The organism is Nonomuraea purpurea, from assembly GCF_042650645.1.
GTDB classification, from domain to species: domain Bacteria; phylum Actinomycetota; class Actinomycetes; order Streptosporangiales; family Streptosporangiaceae; genus Nonomuraea; species Nonomuraea purpurea.
Genome location: NZ_JBHSBI010000002.1, coordinates 406,048 through 429,382, shown reverse-complemented (window position 1 = coordinate 429,382; position 23,335 = coordinate 406,048). Strand labels below are relative to the sequence as shown.

19 protein-coding genes are annotated in these 23,335 nt (G+C 70.5%); 12 read left to right on the top strand and 7 right to left on the bottom strand.

The window, feature by feature from the left end; translation table 11 throughout:
* The first annotated feature begins 76 nt into the window (after window positions 1-76).
* A complete protein-coding gene (locus ACFOY2_RS05920) occupies window positions 77-397 on the top strand; it encodes a DUF5709 domain-containing protein (RefSeq protein WP_379526885.1) in 321 nt (106 codons plus the stop codon).
* Here the strand turns inward: ACFOY2_RS05920 and ACFOY2_RS05915 are convergent.
* Window positions 390-1,043, bottom strand: coding sequence for an HAD family hydrolase (locus ACFOY2_RS05915; RefSeq protein WP_379526884.1), 654 nt, complete (start codon window positions 1,041-1,043; stop codon window positions 390-392). The two genes, ACFOY2_RS05920 and ACFOY2_RS05915, sit on opposite strands and share 8 nt — an antisense overlap.
* 86 nt (window positions 1,044-1,129) lie before the next feature.
* On the opposite strand from ACFOY2_RS05915, the gene ACFOY2_RS05910 reads away from it, so the two are divergent.
* On the top strand, window positions 1,130-3,133 hold the full coding sequence (locus tag ACFOY2_RS05910; RefSeq protein ID WP_379526883.1) for a catalase: 2,004 nt from the start codon (window positions 1,130-1,132) through the stop codon (window positions 3,131-3,133).
* 87 nt (window positions 3,134-3,220) lie between these two features.
* Here ACFOY2_RS05910 and hrpA read toward each other — a convergent pair whose 3' ends face one another.
* A complete protein-coding gene (hrpA, locus tag ACFOY2_RS05905) occupies window positions 3,221-7,093 on the bottom strand; it encodes an ATP-dependent RNA helicase HrpA (protein ID WP_379526882.1) in 3,873 nt (1,290 codons plus the stop codon).
* A gap of 106 nt (window positions 7,094-7,199) precedes the next feature.
* Window positions 7,200-7,922, bottom strand: coding sequence for a polyphosphate--glucose phosphotransferase (gene ppgK / locus ACFOY2_RS05900; RefSeq protein WP_379526881.1), 723 nt, complete (start codon window positions 7,920-7,922; stop codon window positions 7,200-7,202).
* Between the two features lie 228 nt (window positions 7,923-8,150).
* On the opposite strand from ppgK, the gene ACFOY2_RS05895 reads away from it, so the two are divergent.
* On the top strand, window positions 8,151-9,206 hold the full coding sequence (locus tag ACFOY2_RS05895; RefSeq protein WP_379526880.1) for a TIGR03118 family protein: 1,056 nt from the start codon (window positions 8,151-8,153) through the stop codon (window positions 9,204-9,206).
* A 144-nt stretch (window positions 9,207-9,350) separates the two neighbouring features.
* Complete coding sequence (locus ACFOY2_RS05890) at window positions 9,351-9,986, top strand: TenA family protein (protein ID WP_379526879.1); 636 nt, start codon at window positions 9,351-9,353, stop codon at window positions 9,984-9,986.
* Here the strand turns inward: ACFOY2_RS05890 and ACFOY2_RS05885 are convergent.
* Window positions 9,983-10,561 (bottom strand): HAD family hydrolase, encoded by a 579-nt coding sequence (locus ACFOY2_RS05885; RefSeq protein ID WP_379526878.1) that lies wholly within the window; start codon window positions 10,559-10,561, stop codon window positions 9,983-9,985. The two genes, ACFOY2_RS05890 and ACFOY2_RS05885, sit on opposite strands and share 4 nt — an antisense overlap.
* Before the next feature lie 107 nt (window positions 10,562-10,668).
* On the opposite strand from ACFOY2_RS05885, the gene ACFOY2_RS05880 reads away from it, so the two are divergent.
* Window positions 10,669-11,487, top strand: a complete 819-nt coding sequence (locus tag ACFOY2_RS05880) for a DUF4253 domain-containing protein (RefSeq protein WP_379526877.1) — start codon at window positions 10,669-10,671, stop codon at window positions 11,485-11,487.
* A 37-nt stretch (window positions 11,488-11,524) separates the two neighbouring features.
* On the opposite strand, the gene ACFOY2_RS05875 is transcribed toward ACFOY2_RS05880, so the two are convergent.
* Together ACFOY2_RS05875 and ACFOY2_RS05870 are read right to left on the bottom strand one after the other, a co-directional pair.
* Entirely contained in the window at window positions 11,525-12,358 is an 834-nt protein-coding gene (locus ACFOY2_RS05875) for an SAM-dependent methyltransferase (protein WP_379526876.1), read from the bottom strand.
* 184 nt (window positions 12,359-12,542) lie between these two features.
* Window positions 12,543-13,799 (bottom strand): Scr1 family TA system antitoxin-like transcriptional regulator, encoded by a 1,257-nt coding sequence (locus ACFOY2_RS05870; RefSeq protein WP_379526875.1) that lies wholly within the window; start codon window positions 13,797-13,799, stop codon window positions 12,543-12,545.
* A gap of 222 nt (window positions 13,800-14,021) precedes the next feature.
* Between ACFOY2_RS05870 and ACFOY2_RS05865 the strand changes: the two genes are divergently transcribed.
* The 5 genes from ACFOY2_RS05865 to ACFOY2_RS05845 all read left to right on the top strand — a co-directional run bounded on the left by ACFOY2_RS05865 (window position 14,022) and on the right by ACFOY2_RS05845 (window position 19,477).
* Window positions 14,022-14,744 (top strand): hypothetical protein, encoded by a 723-nt coding sequence (locus ACFOY2_RS05865; protein WP_379526874.1) that lies wholly within the window; start codon window positions 14,022-14,024, stop codon window positions 14,742-14,744.
* Window positions 14,745-15,499: 755 nt separating this feature from the next.
* Window positions 15,500-15,691 carry a hypothetical protein gene (locus ACFOY2_RS05860; protein ID WP_379526873.1) on the top strand — a complete coding sequence of 64 codons (192 nt, stop codon included), beginning with the start codon at window positions 15,500-15,502 and terminating at the stop codon, window positions 15,689-15,691.
* Between the two features lie 70 nt (window positions 15,692-15,761).
* Window positions 15,762-16,520 carry a maleate cis-trans isomerase family protein gene (locus ACFOY2_RS05855; RefSeq protein WP_379526872.1) on the top strand — a complete coding sequence of 253 codons (759 nt, stop codon included), beginning with the start codon at window positions 15,762-15,764 and terminating at the stop codon, window positions 16,518-16,520.
* Window positions 16,517-17,683: an FAD-dependent oxidoreductase gene (locus ACFOY2_RS05850; protein ID WP_379526871.1), complete on the top strand. Its 1,167-nt coding sequence runs from the start codon at window positions 16,517-16,519 to the stop codon at window positions 17,681-17,683. The genes ACFOY2_RS05855 and ACFOY2_RS05850 overlap by 4 nt, the downstream gene beginning before the upstream one ends.
* A gap of 33 nt (window positions 17,684-17,716) precedes the next feature.
* Entirely contained in the window at window positions 17,717-19,477 is a 1,761-nt protein-coding gene (locus ACFOY2_RS05845) for an RNA polymerase sigma factor (RefSeq protein ID WP_379526870.1), read from the top strand.
* Between the two features lie 35 nt (window positions 19,478-19,512).
* Here the strand turns inward: ACFOY2_RS05845 and ACFOY2_RS05840 are convergent, their stop codons facing one another.
* Window positions 19,513-21,435 carry a Xaa-Pro dipeptidyl-peptidase gene (locus tag ACFOY2_RS05840; protein WP_379526869.1) on the bottom strand — a complete coding sequence of 641 codons (1,923 nt, stop codon included), beginning with the start codon at window positions 21,433-21,435 and terminating at the stop codon, window positions 19,513-19,515.
* 74 nt (window positions 21,436-21,509) lie between these two features.
* Between ACFOY2_RS05840 and ACFOY2_RS05835 the strand changes: the two genes are divergently transcribed.
* Entirely contained in the window at window positions 21,510-22,595 is a 1,086-nt protein-coding gene (locus ACFOY2_RS05835) for an ADP-ribosylglycohydrolase family protein (RefSeq protein WP_379526868.1), read from the top strand.
* A gap of 35 nt (window positions 22,596-22,630) precedes the next feature.
* The gene (locus tag ACFOY2_RS05830) at window positions 22,631-23,290 is read left to right on the top strand and encodes a FadR/GntR family transcriptional regulator (RefSeq protein ID WP_379526867.1); all 660 of its coding nucleotides are present in this window, start codon (window positions 22,631-22,633) and stop codon (window positions 23,288-23,290) included.
* The last annotated feature ends 45 nt before the right edge of the window (window positions 23,291-23,335 follow it).

The following is a 23,335-nucleotide window of genomic DNA, read 5'->3' as shown; positions in this document are numbered from 1 at the left end:
CAAGGAAGGGGCGGCAGGGACCCCAGGGGAGGTCAAGTCTTTGGATTTCGCTCTGTTCTCTGGGTAGGGGACGGATATGACCGAACAACCTCCGGACCGATTCGGCTTCGCCGACGAGCAGGAGATCGAGGTCGCAGAGTGGACCGACGATCTCGGCTTCCGTCACGAAGTGGTCCCCGACGACCCACGTGTCAGGGACACCCTGGACGAGCGTCTGCGGCGGGAGGCTCCCGAGAAACTCCACCGGCCACGGCCCAAGTACCAGTTGATCCAGCCGGACGAGGGCACAGGGCCGGACACGGAGGACGAGGAGATCGGGCGGGAGTACGGCAGCGACGACGATCTGTCCGCGGAGGAGCGCGCCGTTCGCATCGATCCCGATGAGAACCTCACATAAGCCGCCGCAGAGCCGGCAGCACGGCGTGGAGGTCGTCGACGATCACGTCGGCGTCCTGCGCTCCCGGACGCTCGGCGTGCAGGTAGCCCCAGGGGCCACGGCGCAGCAGGGCGGTGCGCATGCCCGCGGCCGCCGCGGGGAGCACGTCGTTGTCGAGCCGGTCGCCCACGTAGAGGATCTCGGCGGACTCCCGGCCCGCGACCGCGGCGACCTTGGCGAAGAACTCCTGCTCGGGCTTGGCCACGCCCCATCCGTCGGAGGTGTGCACGGAGTCGGCGGGCAGGTCCATGGCGATCAGCGCGTCGTAGGCGCGTTTGGGCTGGTTTCCGGCGATGATGACCTGGAATCCGGCGGCGCGCAGGGCGGCCAGGGCCGGGCGTACGTCCGGGTAGAGGTCGTCGGCGTCGAAGTGGTTGCGCAGCCCGTCGGGGTCGTCGCGTTCCCAGGCGGCCTCCTCGGCGCGCAGGTCGAAGCCGGGCCGGACGAGCCGGAAGGCGTCGCTGTGCGGCCGGTCGAGCGCGGCCATGCCGCCGAGCGCGCCCATGAGCACGAATTCGCTCACGCCGAGCCGGCCGGCCCAGCGCGACCAGATGCGCGTCTCGTCGATGAGCGTCTCCCCGACGTCGAACACCACGGCCTTGATCATCGATCCCCCTGTTCAAGCCAAGTCTTGACTCATTCGTCCGGGCGCTAGGGAAACGCCCGATAAGAACCTACAAGGGGGATTTTTTCATGCAGTCAGAGCGTGATGCGAAGGACCGCCAGCTCGACGCCCACCGCGTCCCACTGGACGACCGTACGATGACCACCGATCAGGGCAGCCCCGTCGACGATACCGACAACTCGCTGAAAGCGGGCACCCGCGGGCCGACCCTCATGGAGGACTTCCACTTCCGCGAGAAGATCACCCGCTTCGACCACGAGCGCATCCCCGAGCGGGTGGTGCACGCCAGGGGCGCGGGCGCGTACGGGGTCTTCGAGCTGTACGAGCCGCTCGGCGACCTGACCTCGGCGGCCTTCCTGAACGACACCTCAGTCAAAACCCCCACTTTCGTGCGATTCTCCACGGTGGCGGGCTCGCGCGGCTCGGCCGACACCGTACGCGACGTGCGCGGCTTCGCCACGAAGTTCTACACCACCCAGGGCAACTTCGACATCGTCGGCAACAACTTCCCCGTCTTCTTCATCCAGGACGGCATCAAGTTCCCCGACTTCGTGCACGCGGTCAAGCCGGAGCCGCACAACGAGATCCCGCAGGCGCAGTCGGCGCACGACACGTTCTGGGACTTCGTCCAGCTCCAGCCCGAGTCGCTGCACATGATCATGTGGCTGATGTCCGACCGGGCGATCCCGCGCAGTTTCCGGATGATGCAGGGGTTCGGGGTGCACACCTTCCGACTGGTCAACGCCGCCGGGCAGGGGACGTTCGTGAAGTGGCACTGGCGGCCGGTGCTGGGGACGTACTCGCTGGTGTGGGACGAGGTGCTGCGCGTGCAGGGCAACGACCCCGACTTCAACCGCCGCGACCTGTGGGAGGCGATCGAGCGCGGCGCCTATCCCGAGTACGAGCTGTGCGTGCAGCTCGTGCCCGAGTCCCGCGAGCACGACTTCGACTTCGACCTGCTCGACGCCACCAAGATCATCCCAGAGGAGCAGGTGCCGCTGCGGCCCATCGGCAAGATGACCCTCAACCGCAACCCGCAGAACTTCTTCGCCGAGACCGAGCAGGTGGCCTTCCACACCGCCAACCTCGTGCCCGGCGTCGACTTCACCAACGACCCGCTGCTGCAGGCCAGGAACTTCTCCTACCTCGACACCCAGCTCCTGCGCCTGGGCGGGCCGAACTTCCCGCAGATCCCGGTCAACCGGCCGGTCAACGAGGTCCGCAACGACCAGCGCGACGGCTTCCACCAGCACCAGATCCACGAGTCGCGCACCAGCTACGCCCCCAACAGCATCAGCGGCGGCTGCCCTGCGGCCAGGGACGGCTACCAGCACTACCAGGAGAAGGTGGAAGGCACCAAGATCCGCATGCGCAGCCCCAGCTTCCAGGACCACTACAGCCAGGCCACCCTGTTCTGGAACAGCATGGCCGGCTGGGAGAAGCGGCACATCGTGGAGGCGTTCCTGTTCGAGCTCGGGCACGTGGAGCGCAGGCCCATCAAGGAGGGCGTGGTCAGGCACCTGGGCGCGATCCACCCCGACCTGGCCGGGCGGGTGGCCGAGGGGCTCGGCCTGCCCGTGCCCATTCCCGGGCAGGTGCACACGAACGCCTCACCCGCGCTCAGCATGACCAACCAGCCGCGCAGCGTCGCCACCCGCAAGATCGCCATCCTCGTGGCCGACGGCACGGACGCCGCCGCCGTCTCCGCCCTGCGCCAGGCGCTGGAGGGGCAGGGGGCGGTCTGCGAGGTGGTGGCCCCGCACGAGGGCGCCGTGGGCGGCCTCCAGGTGGACCGGCAGCTCAGCGCGGCCGGGTCCGTCCTGTACGACGCCGTGGTGGCCGCGGACGGCGGCGCGCTGGCCTCCGTGGGGCGGGCGCAGTTCTTCGTCCTGGAGGCCTTCAGGCACGGCAAGGCCATCGGGGCGGTGGGCTCGGGCCGGCAACTGCTGGAGGCGGCGCGGGTCCCCGGCCAGGACGGGGTGATCGTCGGGGACGACATCGCCTCGGCGTTCGCCGACGCGGTGGCCGCGCACCGTTTCTACGACCGGGACATCACCGGCATCCCCGCGTAAGCGGGGGCCAAGGGCACGACTGGGCGCGCAGGGCCACCCTCGCGGCCGTGTGTCGCGCGCCGAGCCCCCGCAGGGGTTCGGCGCGCGTCAGGGGGTGAACTTCTGCATCGCCTTGGTGATCCGCTTCTCCGACACCGGCGTGGGCGTGCCCAGCGTCTGGGCGAAGAAGCTCACCCGCAGCTCCTCGATCATCCACCGGATCTCCAGCACGTCCTGATCGCGCCGCCGCGCCGGGTGCAGCCGCTCCAGCAGGTCGTGGTAGTCGTCCTCGATCTTGTGCACCCGGTCCATCCACTCCTGGTCGCGCCACGGCTCCTCGGGGAGCTTGGTGAGCCGGCGGTCGATGGCCCGCATGTAGCGCAGGATGTCGGACAGGCGCCGATCGCCGGTGGCGGTCACGAACCCCGGGTAGACAAGCTTGCCGAGCTGGTCGCGGACGTCGTCCGTGGCGGCGTCGGAGCGCAGCGCGTCGAGCCTGGCCCCGGCCTCGTGCCAGACGCTCAGGATCTGCTCGACCTTGGCCAGCACGTCGGCCGCCGTCTGGTACAGGTTGGCCCGGACGTGCTGGTAGAGCCGGTCGAACCCGACCGGGTCCCAGGCGGGGCCGCCCATGTCGAGCACGAGCTTGTCGACGGCCGCGTTGACGACGTCGTCGAACAGCGCCACCGCGCCGCCGTGCGGGCTGCGGGACAGGGCCAGCTTGGCCTGGTTGGACAGGCCGCCGAGCAGCGACTTGGCCGGGTTGGTGACGTTCAGCAGCAGCAGGCGGCGCACGCCTGGCCAGTGGGAGCGGCGCTGCTCGGCCTCCGTCTCGAAGATCTTGACGGACACCGAGTCCTTGGCGTCCACGAGCGCCGGGTAGCCCTTCATGCGGCCCTGCTCGAAGACCTTGGGCAGGGTGCCGAAGCTCCAGGTGTGCAGGCCGGTCTGCTCCAGGTCGTCGCCGGCCTGCGAGAGCGTCTGGCGCAGGCGCGGGGCCAGGCGGCGCTTGAGCGCGTCGAGGTCCTTGTCCTCGGCGACCGTGCGCCTGCGCTCGTCGATCACCCGGTAGGTGATGCGCAGGTGATCGGGCACCTGGTCGAGCTGCCAGGCGTCGTGCGGCACGCGGACGCCGGTCAGGCGCAGCAGCTCCCGCTCCACGGCCGCCAGCAGCGGCTCGCCGCCCTGCTCGACGGCGGCCAGCACCTGTTTGGCGTAGTTGGGGGCGGGCACGAAGTTGCGCCGCAGGTTCTTCGGCAGCGACCTGATCAGGGCCGTGATCAGCTCTTCGCGCAGCCCGGGGATCTGCCAGTCGAAGCCGTCGGAGTTGACCTGGTTGAGCACCTGGAGCGGCACGTGCACGGTCACGCCGTCGGCGTCGGTGCCCGGCTCGAACTGGTAGGTCAGCTTCATCCGCTGGCCGAGCTGCCGCCAGGTGTCGGGGTAGTCGCGGGCGCTGACGTCGGCGCCCTCGTTGACCAGCATCTCCGGCGAGAACGTGAGCAGCTCGGGCTGCTCCTGCCTGGCCTTCTTCCACCACGAGTCGAAGTGGCGGGCCGAGACCACATCGGCGGGTATCCGCCGATCATAGAAATCGTGGAGCGCCTCGTCGTCGACCATGATGTCGCGGCGGCGGGCGCGGTTCTCCAGCTCCTCGACCTCTTCGAGCAGCCGCCTGTTGTCCTTCAGGAAGCGGTGGTGGGTGTCCCAGTCGCCCTCGACCAGCGCGTGCCTGATGAACAGCTCACGTGACAGCTCGGGGTCGATGCGGCCGTAGTTGACCTTGCGGTCGACCACGAGCGGCACGCCGTACAGGGTGACCTTCTCCAGGGCGATCACGGCGCCCTGGTTCTTCTCCCAGTGGGGCTCGGAATAGGTGCGTTTGACCAGGTGCTGGGCGAGCGGCTCGACCCAGTCGGGCTCGATCTTGGCGTTGACGCGAGCCCACAGGCGGGAGGTCTCGACCAGTTCCGCCGACATGACCCACTGCGGCTGTTTCTTGGCCAGCGCGGAGCCGGGGAAGATGGCGAAGCGGGCGTTGCGGGCGCCGAGGTACTCCTGGATCGGCCTGCGGCCGTCCTGCCCACGCTGCTTGTCCATGACGTCCTTGACGCCGATGTGGGACAGCAGGCCGACCAGCAGCGACGCGTGCACGTGGTACGGCTGCGCGGCCTGGCTGCCCGGCTGGACCCCGAGCGCCTGGCGGAGTTGGCTGTAGATGTCCTGCCACTCGCGTACCCGCAGGTAGTTGAGGAACTCGGCCTTGCACAACCGCCGGAACGCGCTGGAGGACAACTCTTTCTGCTTGTCGCGCAGGTACTGCCACAGGTTGAGGTAGGCCAGGAAGTCGGATTCCGGGTCGGTGAAGCGCCGGTGCTTCTCGTCGGCCTGCTGCTGCTTGTCGGAGGGCCGCTCGCGCGGGTCCTGGATGGACAGCGCGGAGGCGATCACCATGACCTCGCGCAGGCAGCCGTTCTTCTCGGCCTCCAGCACCATGCGGCCCAGGCGCGGGTCGACGGGCAGCCCGGCCAGCTTGCGGCCGACCGGGGTGAGCCTGCTCTGGGCGTCGAACGCGCCCAGTTCGTGGAGCAGGTTGACGCCGTCCTTGACCTGGCGGCGGTCGGGTGGCTCGACGAAGGGGAAGGCCTCGATGTCGCCGAGCCCGATCGAGGTCATCTGCAGGATGACGGAGGCCAGGTTGGTGCGCAGGATCTCGGGGTCGGTGAACTCGGACCTGGTGAGGAAGTCCTCCTCCTCGTACAGCCTGATGCAGATGCCGTCGGAGGTGCGGCCCGAGCGGCCCTTGCGCTGGTTGGCGCTGGCCTGCGAGATGGGCTCGATGGGCAGGCGCTGGACCTTGGTGCGGTGGCTGTAGCGGGAGATGCGGGCGTAGCCGGGGTCGACGACGTACTTGATGCCGGGGACCGTGAGCGAGGTCTCGGCCACGTTGGTGGCCAGCACGACGCGGCGGCCGGTGTGGCGCTGGAAGACGCGGTGCTGCTCGGCGGCGCTCAGGCGGGCGTACAGGGGGAGGATCTCGGTGTTGCGGAACTCGGCCTTGGCCAGGGCGTCGGCGGCGTCGCGGATCTCTCGCTCGCCCGACAGGAACACCAGGATGTCGCCGGGGCCCTCGCCGATCAGCTCCTTGCAGGCCTCGACGATGCCCTGCGTCTGGTCGTCGTCCTCGTCCAGCGGCCGGTAGCGGACCTCGACGGGGTAGGTGCGCCCGGACACCTCGATGATCGGCGCGTCGTCGAAGTGGCGCGAGAAACGTTCGGGGTCGATGGTGGCGCTGGTGATGACGAGCTTGAGGTCGGGGCGTTGGGGCAGGAGCTGTTTCAGGTAGCCGAGGATGAAGTCGATGTTGAGGCTGCGTTCGTGCGCCTCGTCGATGATCAGCGTGTCGTACTGGTCGAGCATGCGGTCGTTCTGCAGCTCGGCCAGCAGGATGCCGTCGGTCATCAGCTTGACCAGGGTGCGATCGCTCGCCTGGTCGGTGAAGCGGACCTTGTAGCCGACCACCTCGCCGAGGTCGGTGCCGAGTTCCTCGGCGATGCGCTCGGCGACGGTGCGGGCGGCGATGCGGCGCGGCTGGGTGTGGCCGATCAGCCCGCGTACGCCTCGGCCCAGCTCCAGGCAGATCTTGGGGATCTGGGTGGTCTTGCCGGAGCCGGTCTCTCCGGCGATGATCACGACCTGGTTGTCGCGGATGGCGGCGAGGATGTCGTCCTTCCGCGCGGCGACCGGCAGCTGCTGCGGATATTTCACCTCTGGTACGGCTTCGCGGCGCCGTACCAGTCGCTGCTCGGCCCGCTCCACGTCGGCGAGGATCTCGGCCACGATCTTGTCTCGGGCGTCGCGGGAGCGCACCCGGCGCATGCCGTCGAGCCTGCGCCGCAGCCGCCGCTGGTCGCGCGGCATGAGCTCGGGCAGGCGGGATTGGAGCTCGGCCAGTGGAGAGGACAAGGAAGAGGTTCCCATACTGCTTTCAGGATATTTGAGCCCCGCTTCCCCGGAGCCAACCGGCCCCATGCTGCCCGATCGTGGCGCATGCGCGCACCCCAATATCGCGGCGCCGAGGAGCGGGCTACGGGTGGGGGACGGCCGAGAGGGCTGCGCCGATGATGCCGGCCTCGTTCTGGAGGACCGCGGGCATCACGGGCGTGTCGAGGTGGACGTGGGGCAGGAACTTGCCCGCCTTCTTGCTCACGCCGCCGCCGATCACGATCAGCGTGGGCGACAGCAGCATCTCCACGTGCCGCAGGTACTCCTCGACCCGCTCGGCCCACTTGTCCCAGCTCAGCTCGTGCTCCTCCCTGATCCGCGCCGACGCCCGGTGCTCGGCGTCCTTGCCGCGCAGCTCCAGGTGCCCCAGTTCCGTGTTGGGCACGAGCGTGCCGTCGATGAACAGCGCGCTGCCGATGCCCGTGCCGAACGTCAGCACGAGCACGGTCCCGTGCTCGCCCCGGCCGTGCCCGAAGGTCATCTCGGCGACACCGGCCGCGTCGGCGTCGTTCAGCACGCTCGCGCCGCCGAAGAGCGCGGCGGCGTCCACGCCGATCCACGAGTGGTGCACGTTGGCGGCCGTCAGCACGACCCCCTCCTTGACCACGCCGGGAAAGGTCACGCCGACAGGGCCGTTCCACCCGAAATGCTCGACGATCGCCGCCACCGATTCCGCCACCTCGTCGGGCTTGGACGGCTGAGGCGTGGGAATGCGCAACCGCTCTTCGACCAGTTTGCCCGCCACGGTGTCGACGGGCGCGCCCTTGATTCCCGAGCCGCCGATGTCGATGCCCAACACGTTCATAACACTTCCTCTTCCCCCACTGGGGGCAAAAACCTTGTTAGCCGATATTTCCGGACCGACTGAACCCGCTCCCGCCCCTCCGCGTATCTCGCGTCACAAGCGCTAACTAGGAGGCACCGGATGCGGCCACGCATCATTACACTCTGCGCTGTTGCGGTCGTTTTGGGAGCGACTCTCACCACTCCCGCACACGCCACCACCAGGACACGTTTCGACGTCATCAACCTTGTGTCGGATGTCAAGGGCAAGGCCCCTGTCACCGACCCCAAGGTCGTCAACCCGTGGGGCCTGGCCATGGGCAAGACTCTGTGGGTCTCCAACACCGGCACCGGCAGCGCCACCGTCTACTCCGGCACGGGCAAGAAGGAGCAGACCGAGGTCGCCATCCCGGGCGGAGCCCCCACGGGCCAGGTGTTCAACTCAGGGCAGGGCTTCACCGTCAAGGGCAAGCCCGCCACCTTCATTTTCTCCAGCCCGAGCGGCGCCATCAGCGGATGGAACGCCGAGGTTGACCCGGCCAACGCGATCATAGCGGCGTTCACCCGCGGCGCCGACTACAAGGGGCTGGAACTCGTCGAGACCGAGGACGAGTCCTTCCTGCTGGCCGCCGACTTCGCCAGCGGGCGCATCCACGCCTTCGACGACGACTTCAGGCGCATCAGCCTGTCTCGCGGGCAGTTCAGGGACCCGCAGATGCCCAAGGGCTACAACGCGTACAACGTCGCGGTGGCCAACGGCAACATCTGGGTGGCCTACGCGCTGCGCGACCCGTCCACCGGCAAGCCGGTCTTCGGCAACGGCAAGGGCTTCGTCAGCCGCTTCAACGCCAGCGGGCGCCTGACCGGCCGGATCTCCAGGGTCGGGCTGAACGCCCCCTGGGGCATCACCGCGGCGCCGAAGGGATGGGGACAGTTCTCCGGCGCCCTGCTCGTCGGCAACTTCGGCGACGGCACCGTGCACGGCTACAAGAACAACCGGCACCTGGGCGCGCTGGCCACCTCCAGCGGCAAGCCGATCGTGCTGCCCGGCCTCTGGGACCTGGAGCCCGGGACGGCGGCCACCGGCGGCGAGAAGTCCCTGTGGTTCTCCGCGGGCATCGACGGCACCAAGCACGGCCTCATCGGCGTGATCGCGCCGCAGGGCACCAAGCCGACGTCCACGGGCTCGGCGTCGCCGTCCGGCAGCCCGTCCAGCAGCCCGACCAAACCCGCGTCGGGCCACTCATCGAGCAGCAGCACCCCCACTACCCGGCCGCCCTCCCAGAATGGCTACGGCGGGTACTGATCGGGTGCTCTCTCGCCGTCGCCCCCCGGCCGGGCGGGAAGCGCAGCTCGCCCACGCGGGCTGGGGGGCGGCGGTCACCCGGCGTTTCCGGCGCGGCCGGCGCGAGCCGCGCCGGAAACGTCAGGTAACCCCTAAGGTCGGACCGTGAGTGAGCAGTCTTTCAGCGAATGGCTCAAAGAGCGGTCAGAACCCGAGTGGACGGCCGTGGTGACGCATCCGTTCGCCACGGCGATCACGACCGGCCAGGCCGGCATGCGGCACTATCTGGAGCAGGACTTCCAGTTCGTCGACTCCTTCACAGCGCTGCTCGGGGCGGCCGTGGCCAGTGCCGACAGCTTCGAGGCGCGGGTGCCGTACGGGCGCTTCCTCGGGCAGACGGCGACCACCGAGAAGAAGACCTACTTCCACCGGGCGCTGGCCGAGCTGGGCGGGCGGACCGACGCCCCGCCTGAGCCGGTGACGGCGGCGTTCAAGGGGCTCATGGACGAGGTGCGCACCGCGCAGGACTACCTGCTGATCGCCACCGTGCTCTGTGTGGCCGAGTGGTGCTACCTCGGCTGGGCCTCGCGGGCCGTGGAGCCGCTCCCCGAGAGGTTCGTGCACCGGGAGTGGATCGAGCTGCACGACGGCGAGGAGTTCCGGGCCTGGGTGGGCTTCCTGCGCGGCGAGCTCGACCGGCTGGGCCCGGGGCTCGACGAGGAGCGGAGGCAGGAGGTGCTCGGGGTGTTCCGCCGGGCGGTGGAGCTGGAACGGGCCTTCTTCGACATGGCCGCCGGTTAGCCCAGCACGGCCGCCAGATCCTGGTAAGTCCGGTAATGGAGGCCGGTCATGCCGAGAGCCCTGGCGGCCTCCACGTTCTGCAGCCGGTCGTCGACGAACAGGCAGCGCTCCGGATCGGCTCCGGCGCGCTCCGCGGCGATCTCGTAGATCCGCCGGTCCGGCTTGGCCACGCCGACCCTGGCGCTGCTGACCACGTCGTCGGCGAAGTAGGTGAGCCCCAGCAGGTCCATGTGCTGCTCCAGGGTGTCCATCGCGTTGGTCACGATGACCACGGGAACGTGCTCCTGCACCCGGGCCAGCAGCGCCCTGACCTCCTCGTCCACCCAGAACCCGATGCGCATGAACTCCCCGACGGCCTGCCGCGCCCGTTCGTCCCCGCCCAGCGCCGCCACGACGGACGCCGCCCACTGCTCCTCGGTGACGTGGCCGACCGTGGCCGGCATGATCAGCTCGGGGTCGAAGGCCGTCTTCATCAGCGGCAGGCCGTAGCGGGCCTCGATGTCGGCCTGGGCGGCGTGGTCGAAGTGGCGCAGAACGCCGTCGAAGTCACACAGGACTGCAGCGAAAGGGGTCACAGCCCCATATTCTCTCAGTCCCGATGTTTCCCGGGCCGCCCCCGGTATTCGGGCAGGCGGCGGCACTACCATCTCCGAGACAGGATTCGGTATCGGAATGGTAGGGCATGAACGATCACCGGCTGCCACCCGAGCTGTCCCGGCTGTTCGCCGACGGCGGCGGGGGGCGCAGGCTGCCCGTCGGCCTGCCGCCGGGCGACGTGGTCTGGCCCGATCCCGGCTTCACCGGGCAGGGCCAGGCGTTTCGGCCGGCGTTCTGGATGAGCGACGAGGCGGCCCACGCCGGCGACTGGGCGCGGCTGCGCGAATGGCACCCCTACAGCGGCCTGTGGCCGCTGCTCCTGGACGAGTCTGCGCAACCGTGGGCAATCGGGCAGATCGTGCCGGACGAACCCCGCCAGATCGACCACTTCACCGCCGAGGGGTTCATGACCGAGGTGTGGATGGAGTGGGTGGCGCAGATGCCGCAGGAGGCGCTGGACGAGCTGGAGCCGTACGGGGCCATCTGCCCGGGGCCCGCCCCGCCCGGCACGCTCAGGGCCGATCCTGAGGCGGTGGCCGACTGGCTGGCAGGCGAACTGGCGGTCAAGGGGATGCCGCTCGGCCTGGTGGCCGCCCCCAGCGGCGCGGACGCGCTGGCCGTGATGGGCTGGCAGGGCGCGCTGCACCACAACGAGTGGATGGTCCCCATGGCGGCCGTGGTCAGAAGCTGGGAGGAGCGGTTCGGGGCCAGGGTGGTGAGCGTCGGGTTCAACACTTTGGACGTGAGCGTGGCGGCGCCGCCGGTCGAGCCGGAGCACGCGTTACACGTGGCGGCCGAGCACTGGGCGTTCTGCCCGGACAACGTCGTCCAGGGGCCCGGCGACCTGCAGAGCTATGCCGAGCAGATCATCGGCGAGCCCGCCTGGTCGTTCTGGTGGGACTGAGCCCCGCCGACCGGGCCGGCCGCCGCGGCCGCGCCCCTCAGGGGACGCGGGCCACGGCGCCGTAGTTTCCCGACGAACTCGGCTGATCAAGGCAGGCGGTGCCGTGGCCGTCGGGCCGCCACTCCGGAACCCACACCAGCCCCGGATCCAGCAGCACCAGACCGTCGAGCAACGCCTCAACCTCCTGCCTGGTGCGAATCGCGTGACCCGGCAGCGTCATCGCCAGCAGGTCGCGGATCGCCGGCAGCAGCTCCGGCGGTATCGCGTCGAACGTGGTCTGCAGCAGCGACAGGCAGCTCCTTTCCGGCACCACCTGCCGAATCCGCTTGATCACGTACTGGAAGTACTCGTCGTCGTTCAGGCTGTGGGTCGACAGCAGCAGCACGGCCATCGGCCGGTCCCAGTCGAGGAAGGTCTGCAGGACCCTGTCGTCGAGCAGGTCGTCGATCTCGCGCACGTCGCCCTCCACGACGCGGACGAGATCGGTGACAGGCTCGATGGTCGCCCTGGCTCCGGCGAGCACCATCGGGTCGCTCTCCACGTACACCACGCGGGGCGCCGAGCCCGTGAGCGCGTCGCGGGCGACGTCGTGCAACTGCCTGCCGGCCGGCAGGCCGCTGGGCACGCCACTCCCGACGACCACGAACTGGTCGACACCCTCGATCGCCAGATGACGGACCACTCGGCACAGATAGTGGAGCACCGCGCAGGCGGCCGTCGTCGCGATGGGGGCGGCCTGGTCATAACGGCGCACCGCTTCTCTGTCCACGACGAAGTTGTTCTTCCCACCCGCCGCGGCGTCGAGAATCCGGGTGATCCTTGCTTGGGTCAGCTCCAGCTTCGCCAGATTTCGGATGGCACGCTGACGCATTGAGTGTTGCCCCTTTCCCCTCGCCCACATTCTCGGGAAAAGCTGATCCTTACGGACCCCACTCGATGACCCAGAACATATGATGCTCGCTCGGGCACGGATGACAACACGAAATCCCATTAGTTTTGGGTATATGTGGGTAACCCTCCCCCAGGCATAAACGATCATTTATGTGGGAAAGAGATCACTTTCCCAGCGAACGCGACAGTCTTTCGCGATGGAAATTCAGCACCTCGGAGGTCTCCTCGCGGGTGCTCGTCGTGACCGACAACTTCGTGAACGCCTGGTGGTAGGCCTCGACCGCGGTCGTGTCGGTGATCAGCTCGTCGGACTCGATGCCGTGGGCGCAGGCGATGTCGGGCTCGAACGCCTCGACGAAGCGCCAGAGCGTGAACGGGCCGGTGCGCGGCACGTAGGCAGGATCGTCCATCGGCAGGATGTGCAGCGAGACGTTGGGCCGCTTGGCGTGCTCGACGAGCCTGTCGAGCTGGCGGAGCTGGACGTGGGCCCCCACGATCGAGCGCGTCAGGACGCTCTCGTCGATCACGGCCCACAACACGACCGTGCTGTCGGCCGCCAGGGCCTCCTGGCGGGCCTGCACGAGGGCGAGCGCGTCGTCGACCGTCGGCTGCCCGAGAATGGCCGGGCCCGAGACGGTGATGGCGGCCCTGGCGTACTCCTCGGTCTGCAGCAGCGGCGGGATGAACTGGGTGTGGAACGTGCGGATCACGGTGGCCCGCTGTTCGAGTGCGTAGGTCGTGGCCAGCCACACCGGCACCGACTCGACGTCGTACCAGGCGGCCTCGCGCTCGCCCCTGGCCAGCGAGAGCACGTACTCGCGGATGGGCGGCGAGGAGATGCCGTAGACGGTGAGCAGGCGCTCGACGGTGATGGGGGCGGGGGCGATGCGGCCCTCCTCGATGGCCGGGATCGCCGCGGCGCCCTTGCCGATCGCGGTCTCGACCTGCTCGACGGAGAGCTGGGCGCTCTGGCGCAGGCCGTGCAGCCGCTCGCCCAGCGCCCTGCGCTGCGACCCGCTCAGCGGCGTGGCCGCCTCGGGGATGCCGGCGGCGGGCTCGGGCTCGTCGGGCAGGCCCTCGGCCTTGCGGGCGAGCTCGACCACGCCACGCAGCACCTCCAGTGAGCTCTCCGACAACCCTGACGCGGACAGGCCGATCGTGGCCGCCCGCACCTGCAGGTCCTCGACCGAGCCCGACTCCAGGTAGTCGTCGCCGACCAGCCAGCCGACGCTCACCTGCAGGCACGAGGCCAGCGCCCTGAGCACCTGGAGCGTGGGGTTGGTCTGCTTGCCCGTGCGGAGCTGGCTGACGTAGGCACGGGTGATCGGGATGCCGGCCTCCGTCAGTGCGGAGGCGAGCTGCGCGCCGGTGAAGCCGCGCTTGGTCAGCGCGAGATCGAGCCGCTCGGCGAAGTTCGCCACGGCACACCTCCTACCGCCCGTGAACTTTTCCAGCGTAAGGGACGCGAGCCGCACTGTCCCCTCCCACGCGGGCAAGCTCTGCCGCGCGGGTAGCTATCAACTTATGCGCAAACTGTCAGTTGACATAGACCCGTTCGGAAGCGGACTATCGGAGCACGTGGTAACTGAGGCTTAACAGTCAGAGTGGTTCTGGAGAGTTCCCCGGCGAGGAGGTGGCCGGACGTGACCATGGATTCGTCGGGCAGTTCCTGGTTCTTGGACGATCCGGCCCCCAGTGGGCAGGAGCAGGTGGTCCAGCGCATCTGCGCGCGCGTGGCCGGGCCGGTGGTGGGAGCCGGCGTGCACGTCGCGAGCCTGCCGCTCGGCGGTGTCCAGGTCTGGCTGGACAGCCCCCGTAACCGTTGGCGCTTCTACCACCGGATGGCCCGCGAACTGCGGCTGGCCGGCTGGCACACGGAGGCGGGACCTGATCGGCTGCTGTTGCTCGGGTGGAGTGCGGTCTGCCTGAGCCATCGCGCCCGCATGCTGAGCGCGGCCCTGACGGGACGGCTGGCCGACTTCGACAAGACGGCGTTCATGGCCGTCATGATCTCCACCCGGCTGCGCCACGAGGGATTCCCCGTCCGGGGACTTCCTGCCGAGGTGGAAGCTCGCTGTGGTGACGCGCTGCGCTGGCCCGCACGGCTGGCCGACCTGGACGGCCTCGAACGCCGGTCGTCCCTGGAGCCGCTGCGGCTCAGACTGGCCCAGGTGGCCGGGCTGGAGGCCAAGGTGTGCCGGCGCTGCGGCGAACACCTCGCGCTCGCCTCCAAAGTCGCGCGTACGGTGGCCGGCGGTGCGGTGCCGGCCCGCGAACGCGCGTCAGGACCGCGGGCCGGGCTGACAGAGCGGATGGTCTGCGTCAGCGTGCCCAACGTGACGATGACCGCGGGGACGGCGCGATGACGCCGGCACCCCTCCGCGAACCCCGGACCCGCCTTCGCGCGCCGTGTCGCGCGGGCGTGGGCGCCGGAATGCCGGCGTTGCCAACAGGCGGCAGGCGGACTTCGGCCGAACCCGGCCCGTCCGTCCCCTGCCCAGGACTGGTGGCAGCGCTTTTAGCGCTGGCCCCGGCGCTTCCCAACCCCCACGACACCGTGCGGCACGTGCCCGACTCAGTCGGCGCGGTGTTGTTGACCAGCGCGGTCGCGGCTGGCGTGCTGGTCATCTTGAGGGGTTGCGCCTGGGGCCGGCTCAGCCCGCCTCCGCCGGGCCGCGGGGGCGCGTTCGCAGGAGCGCCGACGGGATCGCCCGCGATCCCGTGGCGCCGTGCGGGCGCGCACGACCCGCGGCCCCGGCGGTGTCGCGGGGGCGCTTTGGGCGCCGTCGGAACAGAGGCGAAGGCGGGCCAGGCGATCGGCGTGACAGGCGCCACGATGCCGATCGACCGGCCGTCGCGGGACGGGCCCCTGCCCGGACACGCCTCCACGCCGGTGGCCGTTCCATGGCCGCCGTCTTGCTCGCCGCCACGGCGCTGGTGCGGGTCGCCGGGGCGTCGAGTCATGAGACCGGACATCGATCTCACTGCGCGGCGGAAGAGGGGCCGGCGATGTCCCGCCGGCTCCTCGCCGCGCCGGCACGACCAGGTACGAGGCGCGGCCGAGGCCCGCTTCCGCCTGCCCGGCTCCCGAGTCGTCAACCCGTGAAGAATAGGAGCGATCATGCTCGCCGACGAAGTGCGCAGGTCACAACCTCACGAAGTCCACGCACGCGGCGCAAGGCCAGGCGCGTCGCCGTCCTGGGCCGAGGACCGGGACGACGCCCCGCCTGCGGCGGAACCGGCGCGTACCGTGCACCGGCTGCGGCGTATCCGGCAGGTCTCCGCGCGGGCGATCTCCGACCGCGACTCGTGAACCCCGCCGTCCCCCGCAGGAGGAGACCCATGCGCACCGTCACCGCACCCGCATGTCTCGGGGGTGCGTTATGAGCCGAGGGAAAGTGGGCGTGATCGTGGCGCCCGCGAACCCGTCGGCGGAGCCCGAACTGACCCGGCTGTTCGGGTCACGCGCCGACATGCACGTCACCCGCTTCCCCGTGCGGAGCGGCCCCGCCAGGGCGGAACACCTGGAGAGCTACGCCGAACGGCTGGAGGGCTACAACGAGGCCCTGCCCGGCATGCTGCGCGCCTTCGACGGCCTGCCGCTGAGCGCGATGGTCATGGCCTGCAGCGAGCCCCGCTACCTGCTCGGCCCCGACGAGGACCGCGACCAGTGCGCCGAGCTGACCGCGGCGGCGGGAGTGCCGTTCACCACGGCCACACAGGCCACGCGCGAGGCGATGGAGCACGTCGGCGTGAAGGACATCGTGCTCGTCTCGCCGTACCAGCCCTGGCTGACGGAGCTGGCCGAGCGCTTCTGGAAGAGCGCCGGGCTCAACGTCACCCAGGTCGTGCAGGTCAGCGCGAAGGGCGGCTACTCCTCCTACGCGCTCACCCCGGCCGAGCTGATCCGCCAGGTCAAGCTCGCGGAGCTGCCCATGGACGCGGCGCTGCTGTTCACCGGCACCGGCATGGCCACGCTGCCCGTGCTCGGCCCGCTCAGCACCGGCACCGACCGGCTGCTGCTCACCTCGAACCTCTGCACGGCCTGGTGGGCCCTGTCGCGGACCGTCGGAGAGCACGTGACGCTCGGCCAGGTGCCCCACCGCCGCCCCATGGCGGCGCAGGGGAGGCGCCCGGCATGAACGGCGTCATCGTGGTCGGCGCGGGCCCCGCGGGGCTGGCCGCGGCGCTCTCGCTGGCCAGGGCCGGGATCCCGGTCACCGTGCTGGAGCGGGAGAACGAGCTGCCCAGGCAGGCCCGCGCCTGCACCTTTCACCCCGCCACGCTCGACCTGCTCGACGACCTCGGCGTGGCCTCCCGGCTCGTCGCCGAGGGCCGCGTGGTGGACCGGGTGCAGTGGCGCGACCGGTCGGGGATCGTGCTTGCCGAAATGGGCATGAACCGGCTGAACGGCCTGACCAAGCATCCGTTCAGGATCCACGCCGACCAGACCTCGCTCACCCCGCTGCTGCTGTCCGCCCTGAGCGCCTACCCCGACGTCGACGTGCGTTTCGGCACCCGCGTGGACGGCGTGACCGAGGGCGGCACAGGGATCCGGGTCCGCGTCGGCCACACCTGGACGCGGGCCCGGTACATGATCGCCGCCGACGGCGCGAACAGCACCGTCCGGGGCTCGCTCGGGCTGCCGTTCCCCAGGTCGGCGTATCCGACGCAGGCTCTACGGGTGTTCACCGACTCGCCGCTCGACCGGTTGCTGCCGAGCATGGCGCCGCTGACGTACGTACGGGACGTGCAGCAGTCGTGCACGCTGCTCGCGCTGCCCGACCACTGGCGGATCATCTTCAAGATCCCGTGCGACGCGCACGAGCCGCTGTCGGCCGCGAACCTGTCGCTGCTGATCCGCCGGGCGCTGCCCGGGGCCAGCGAACCGATCCACGTGACGGGCGCCGACAGGTTCGGGTTGTCCAGGGGGGTGCTGACCTCCTACCGGTGCGGGCGGGTGCTGTTCGTGGGTGACGCGGCCCACCTGACCTCGACGGTCGGCGGGCTCAACATGAACGCGGGCATCCACGACGCCGTCGAGGTCGGCCAGGTGATCGCGGCGGTGATCGGCGGGTTCGCCCCGCCCGCCGCGCTGGAGGCGTGGGCCTGGCGGCGGCGTTCCGTGCTGCTGCAGCGGGTCGTCCCACGCGGCGAGACCCGGCCGGCGGGCGTGCGCGAACGCGACAGCGCCCGGCTCGCGGCGGCCATGGCGGGGCTGCGGGCCATCGCGGGCGATCCCGCCGCGACCCGCGCCTACCTGGCGCAGGCCTCGCTGCTGGACACCGTTCCCGAGAAGAGCTGACAGCGTCGTAGTCGATAGGAGGAGGGCGGACGAATGTGGCGAACCCTGTCTGACGATGCACGCCAAGTCATTCGCGACCTGTGCGACAAGCACGGAGCTCGCCTCTACGACTACTGCCGCACCGAGCTCGCGCCGGGCGACGCGGAGCAGGCGGTGGCCGGCGCGATGCTGACCACCCACCTGTACGCCGACCGGGTCGTGGATCCGGCCCTGCGCCGGCCCTGGCTGTACGCGGTGGCCAGGGCCCACCGCGCGGTCGTCGCCAAGCCCGCGAGCATCGGCTCCTGGTCGCGTCCAGGGCGCATGTCGGAGCTGCTGCCCGAGGCCCTGCTGTCCCTGGAGCGCCCGCACCGGGAACTGCTCGACCTGTCCGTCCGCCACGGCCTGTCCGACCCCGAGCTCGCCGCGATCTTCGAGCTCGGGCAGGCCGAGGTGCGGAGCCTGGTCGAGGACGCCTCCGCCGCCCTGGAGAAGTGGTTCGCCGCGATCATCGCGGCCCGCTCCCGCAACGGGTGCACCGACCTGACGGCCAGGGTGGCGGAGTGGGTCACGGCCCCCGGCCGGCGGGCCAGGGCCAGAATCGGCCGTCACATCCAGTCCTGTGCGACCTGCCGGGCCGCGCCCAGGACGATGACGGCGGGCGCGCTGCTGCGCCGCCTGCCGATCACAACACTGCCCGGCACGCTGGCCAACCGGCTGGCGTTGGCGCAGCCGCTGCCCGGCGAAGGGCCCATCTGGCGGGCGGACGGCTTTCCTGTGCAGGCCCGCACATTGGTGGAGGCAGGCTCGACGCCGCCTCCGCCCGCCGCCGACGCCGAGCCATCCGCCCCGGTCGCCGGCCCCACGACGGCGACCTCGGGAAAGCCCTGGTCGGCGGCGGGCGCGGACGCCGCCGACCAGGAGCCCCCGCCTGCTCGCGCGGCGCGGGGACGGCATCCGTTCACACCGCCCAGCCGGACGCGGCCCTTCCGCGGCGGCGCGTACGGCGACAAGCTCGTCTACACCACCGTCTCCAAGGGCGAGAGCAACGGCTCGCACACGGGCGGCACGCTCGTCCGCTACGGCGGCATCACGCTGAACGGCGAACTGCCCGCGCTGCGCGACACGGGCCCGCGCCTGGAGGACTACTGGCGCGAACGGCCCGAGGACGACGACGCCGAGACGGGCGCGCCGATCAGGGCCGTGGCCAGGCTCGGGCTCATGCTGGGCATCGGGCTGCTGGTGGCGGGCCTGGTCTGGGCCGTCATGAACGCCCGCCAGCACCCGGCCGCGATCACCAAGGCCGCCGCGCAGACGAACGTGCTGCTGGAGGAGCCCTCGCGCCGGGTGGCCGAGGTCACCAAGCCGAGCGCGACCGCCGCCCCCGCCGCCGGGGCCGCGCTGGCGAGCGTGGCCAAGAAGGCCGATCTGCCCAAACCGGCGCCGCCGGTGGCGAAGGTGTCGCCGTCGTCGTTGTCGCTGGGTCCCGGGCGCGGCGGATCGTTCTCGCTGTCGTGCACGGGACGCTGCCAGATCACCTCGGCCACCGCCACGGACGGCATCACGGTGTCCGGCACGTCCTTCAAGATCCAGGCGCCGCGGTCCCGGCCAGGTTGCTCGGCGCGCCCGGCCGTGGAGCGGGGCCGGATCACCATCCGGTGGACGGGCAGGACCACCGGCGACGGCACCCGCACCGGCGGCGTCACCGCCGGGAAGGGCTCCCTGACCATGGCCGTGGCCTGGAGCGTGGCCACGGACAGGGGCACGCGGGTGCTGGACGCGCAGCGTGGCGTCCACTGGAGCAACTGCGAGTGAGGGGCCCCGGGCGGACCCGAGACCCCCTCACGTGACTAGAAGAACTGGAACTTCGTCTCGGGCTTGGGCAGGTCCGGCTGCTGCGGGCCGCGGAACTTCGCCGTGTCCTTCGGCATCTCGGCCAGCGGCGTGCCCAGGACGAACGGGACGACGACGCCGCTCTTGACCAGGTCGATCGTGACGTTCGCGCCGGTGCCGGTCTCGTCGCTGTAGGTGGAGTCGGTGCCGGCGACCACCAGGCCGATCCTGTGGCCCTTCTTGAAGGTGTAGTCCTGCGGCAGGGTCAGCCACTTGACCGTCCCGTACGTGCCCACGGGCAGCGGCTCGGAGGCGCTGAGCGAGCGGCGGTTCTGCACGTCGATCCAGCCTCGGGCGACGATCTCCAGCGGGCGGGTGGCCACGTTCGTGACGACCTTCTTGTAGCAGGCGTCGTCGTCCGCGGTGCTCTCGCCGTGGCAGTCCTCCTCGGTGAGCGTGGTGATGCCCTGGTTACGCCGCCAGTCGACGCGGGCGTCCTCGCCGAAGTCGACGAGCAGGGCCGTCAGGTTGGCGGTTGGTTTGTCCAGCTTGACCCGCAGGTCCGCTGTCGGGGTGCCGGACAGACGCAGGTCGAGCGGGAGCGCGCCCGTGGTGAACGCCACGCGTCCTGGCTTGGCCGTGCCCACGTCGGCCACCATGTCGTTCTCCGACATGGCGACGTCGGTGAAGGAGGCGGTGCTGTTCTTCGCGGCGGGCTTGAGCCCGAGCGAGCCGTCGGGCGCGGGCCGCAGGGTCCCCTTGATCGCGAACGGCGCCGGCCAGTCGCGCTGGGTGATCCAGCGGGCCGGGCCGACCTCGACGTCGGCGCGGGGCTCCTGCGTGATGCCGTTGCGCACGCCGTGCAGCCAGTAGTCGAACCAGCGGTGCAGGGTGTCCACCCACAGGTCCCTGCGGCCGTCGAAGTCGAACGGGTCCACGTGCTGGGTCTGGCCGACCCAGATCTTCCGCGGCACGTTCCTGTCGGCCAGGGCCTTCCACCAGGTGGAGAAGTTGTCGGGCTTGACGTTGAGGTCGTTGACCGTGTGCACGACGAACACGCTGGCCTTGACCTTGGAGACGTCGCCGAGCAGGCCGCCGATGTAGTCGCGTTCGGCCCAGAACCGGTTGAAGTCGCCCGTGTCGTCGCCGTCCTCGGCGTCCATCCTGTCGCGCACCTGCTGGCACTTGGCCGCGGGGTCGGTGTCGATGTAACCGGCCAGCCAGGAGGCGTAGTCGTAGTTGTAGATCACGCCGTTGGAGCGCTGGTACTTGTACCAGGAGCTGATGGCCGAGATCGGGACGATGGTCTTCAGGCCCTCGACGCCGGTGGCGGCGACGGCGTTGGCCAGGGTGCCGTCGTACGACTTGCCGATCATGGCGGCGTTGCCCGTCGTCCAGTCGGCCACCGCCGGGGTGCCGTCCGGCTTGACCGCCTTGGCGCGGCCGTTCAGCCAGTCGATGACGGCCTTGCCGCCCAGCACGTCGGCCTTGCCGCCGATGTCGGGGCAGCCCTCAGACTTGGTGGTGCCGAGCATGTCGACGTTGAGGACGGCGTAGCCGCGGGGGACGAAGTAGTTGTCGTAGAAGAGCGGAAATTTCACGACATTTCCGGCGGCGTCGTAAACCTTTCGCTCGCCCTCGTTGCCTCGGCCCGAGTTGTCGTAGTAGGGGCTCTCATCGATGATCACCGGCACCTTGAGCCCCGGACCGGACTCCTTGGGCCTGATGATGTCCACCCGGACCTTGTCGAGCTTGCCGTCGAGGTCGCTGTCGACGGGCGACTCGACGTAGACGTGCTCGCGGACGGCGTCCGCGTAGGAGAAGACCGGCTGCGTACGGCCGTTCTCAACGGTGATCTTCGGAGCCGCCACGGCCTGGGCCGGTGCGGCGATCGCCAGGGTGAGGGCGACTGCGAAGAGGGCTGGGCGTAATGGTGACACGCGTTACCTCCGGGACGAATGTCGAAATACCGTGAAATCTCCCAGAAGGCTCGGAAGCTGGCAAGATCCGACACATGGATGTACAGGATCGAGTCCGGGGCTGCCTCCTCGGGGGCGCGATCGGTGACGCCCTCGGGGCGCCGATCGAGTTCCAGTCGCTGCGGGAGATCCGCAGGGATCACGGGGCGGACGGCATCACTGGATATGTCACGACTTGGCGCGGTAAAACCGGCCTTATCACTGATGACACGCAGATGACCCTCTTCACCGTCGAGGGCCTGATCCGTGCCCGCGCCGATCATGCTAACGAACCCGGCGCCGACTGGACGGGCGGCGCGCTGGGGGCGGTGCGGGAGGCGTACCTGCGCTGGCTCGACACCCAGGACCACCACGCGCCGCCGCTCGCGGACCTGCCCCACCGCACGGGCCGGCTGCGGGAGGAGGCGTGGCTGTACTCGCGGCGGGCGCCGGGCAACGCCTGCCTGTCGGGCCTGCACCACCCGTTCCCCGGCCCCGCCCCACTCGGGGAGCCGGGGCCGGTGAACCCGAACTCGAAGGGCTGCGGCACGGTCATGCGCTCCGCCCCCTTCGGCCTGCTGCCCACCCCCACGGCCGGGGCTGGGGGCGGGGGCGCGGCTCGGGAGGCGTTCGGGTTGTCGGTGGCGTGCGCGCAGATCACCCATGGGCACCCGACCGGTTACCTGGCCGCCGGGGCGTTCGCCGCGATCATCGCTCACCTCATGGCGGGCGAGCCCCTGGAGTCGGCCGTGCGCCTCACCCTGGACCTGCTGGCTTCCTGCCCGGCGCACGACGAGACGACCGCGGCCCTGCGCGCGGCCGTGGCGCTGGCCGCCGACGGCGAGCCGACGCCGGAACGGGTCGAGTCGCTCGGCGGCGCGTGGATCGCCGAGGAGGCCCTGGCGATCGGCGTGTACTGCGCCCTGGTCGAGCCCTCGGTGGAGGACGCCCTGCTGCTGTCGGTCAACCACTCGGGCGACAGCGACTCGACCGGCTCGGTGTGCGGCAACCTACTGGGCGCTCTCCACGGTGCCGACGCCCTGCCCGCCCGGTGGCTGCGCCCGCTGGAGGGCCGCGACACGATCGACCGTCTGGCCGCCGAGCTGGCAGGTGAAGGACGTGACGGTCGTTCCAGCGTCTAGGGTGGAGGTCCCCCAGCCGGATGAGAAGAGGGTGCATGCGTAACGTCGCTCGGACCTCGCTCGTGGACGCCGCCATCGAGGAACTCCGGCGGGAGATCGCGGGCGGTGTGTGGCCGGTGGGCACGAAGATCCCGTCCGAGAGCCAGCTCGCGCAGAGCCTGGGCATGAGCAGGCTGTCCGTGCGGGAGGCCGTGCGCGTCCTGGCCCACGCCGGGCTGCTGCACACCCGGCAGGGCGACGGCACGTACGTGACCGCCACCGACGAGTCCAGGGTCGCGCTGCGCCGCCGCCTCGACACCGCCGCCGCCATGGACATCATCGACGTGCGCCGCGGGCTCGACCTCGTGGCGGCCCGGCTGGCGGCGGGCAGGCGCACGGAGGCGGACCTGGCGGCGATGCGGGAGACGCTGGAGCGCCGGGACGCGGCCGGTCACGAGGGAGACCTCGACGCCTTCGCCGACGCCGACGTCGACTTCCACCTGCGGGTGGCGGACGCGGCGCACAACGCGCTGCTCGGCGACCTGTACCGCAGCATGAGCGAGGCGCTGCGCGACAGCGTCAGGGACCAGGACCAGGCGGCGCTGGTTCCCGACACCTCCCACGGCGACCTGCTGCGGGCGATCGAGGACGGAGACGCGGCCCGGGCGGTCGCGGTGTCGGTCGCGATCTTGGACCAGCAGGAACGCGGCCTCTGAAGGCCGGGCGGCCCGGAGGTGTCGGCCTCCGGGCTCGCCTCCGCC

What these genes read in the sequence shown, in the direction of transcription:
- ACFOY2_RS05920 (WP_379526885.1), top strand. Translation starts at nt 77, where the DNA reads ATGACCGAACAACCTCCGGACCGATTCGGCTTCGCCGACGAGCAGGAG.
- ACFOY2_RS05915 (WP_379526884.1), bottom strand. Translation starts at nt 1,043, where the DNA reads ATGATCAAGGCCGTGGTGTTCGACGTCGGGGAGACGCTCATCGACGAG.
- ACFOY2_RS05910 (WP_379526883.1), top strand. Translation starts at nt 1,130, where the DNA reads ATGCAGTCAGAGCGTGATGCGAAGGACCGCCAGCTCGACGCCCACCGC.
- hrpA (WP_379526882.1), bottom strand. Translation starts at nt 7,093, where the DNA reads ATGGGAACCTCTTCCTTGTCCTCTCCACTGGCCGAGCTCCAATCCCGC.
- ppgK (WP_379526881.1), bottom strand. Translation starts at nt 7,922, where the DNA reads ATGAACGTGTTGGGCATCGACATCGGCGGCTCGGGAATCAAGGGCGCG.
- ACFOY2_RS05880 (WP_379526877.1), top strand. Translation starts at nt 10,669, where the DNA reads ATGAACGATCACCGGCTGCCACCCGAGCTGTCCCGGCTGTTCGCCGAC.
- ACFOY2_RS05875 (WP_379526876.1), bottom strand. Translation starts at nt 12,358, where the DNA reads ATGCGTCAGCGTGCCATCCGAAATCTGGCGAAGCTGGAGCTGACCCAA.
- ACFOY2_RS05860 (WP_379526873.1), top strand. Translation starts at nt 15,500, where the DNA reads ATGCTCGCCGACGAAGTGCGCAGGTCACAACCTCACGAAGTCCACGCA.
- ACFOY2_RS05855 (WP_379526872.1), top strand. Translation starts at nt 15,762, where the DNA reads ATGAGCCGAGGGAAAGTGGGCGTGATCGTGGCGCCCGCGAACCCGTCG.
- ACFOY2_RS05850 (WP_379526871.1), top strand. Translation starts at nt 16,517, where the DNA reads ATGAACGGCGTCATCGTGGTCGGCGCGGGCCCCGCGGGGCTGGCCGCG.
- ACFOY2_RS05845 (WP_379526870.1), top strand. Translation starts at nt 17,717, where the DNA reads ATGTGGCGAACCCTGTCTGACGATGCACGCCAAGTCATTCGCGACCTG.
- ACFOY2_RS05835 (WP_379526868.1), top strand. Translation starts at nt 21,510, where the DNA reads ATGGATGTACAGGATCGAGTCCGGGGCTGCCTCCTCGGGGGCGCGATC.
- ACFOY2_RS05830 (WP_379526867.1), top strand. Translation starts at nt 22,631, where the DNA reads ATGCGTAACGTCGCTCGGACCTCGCTCGTGGACGCCGCCATCGAGGAA.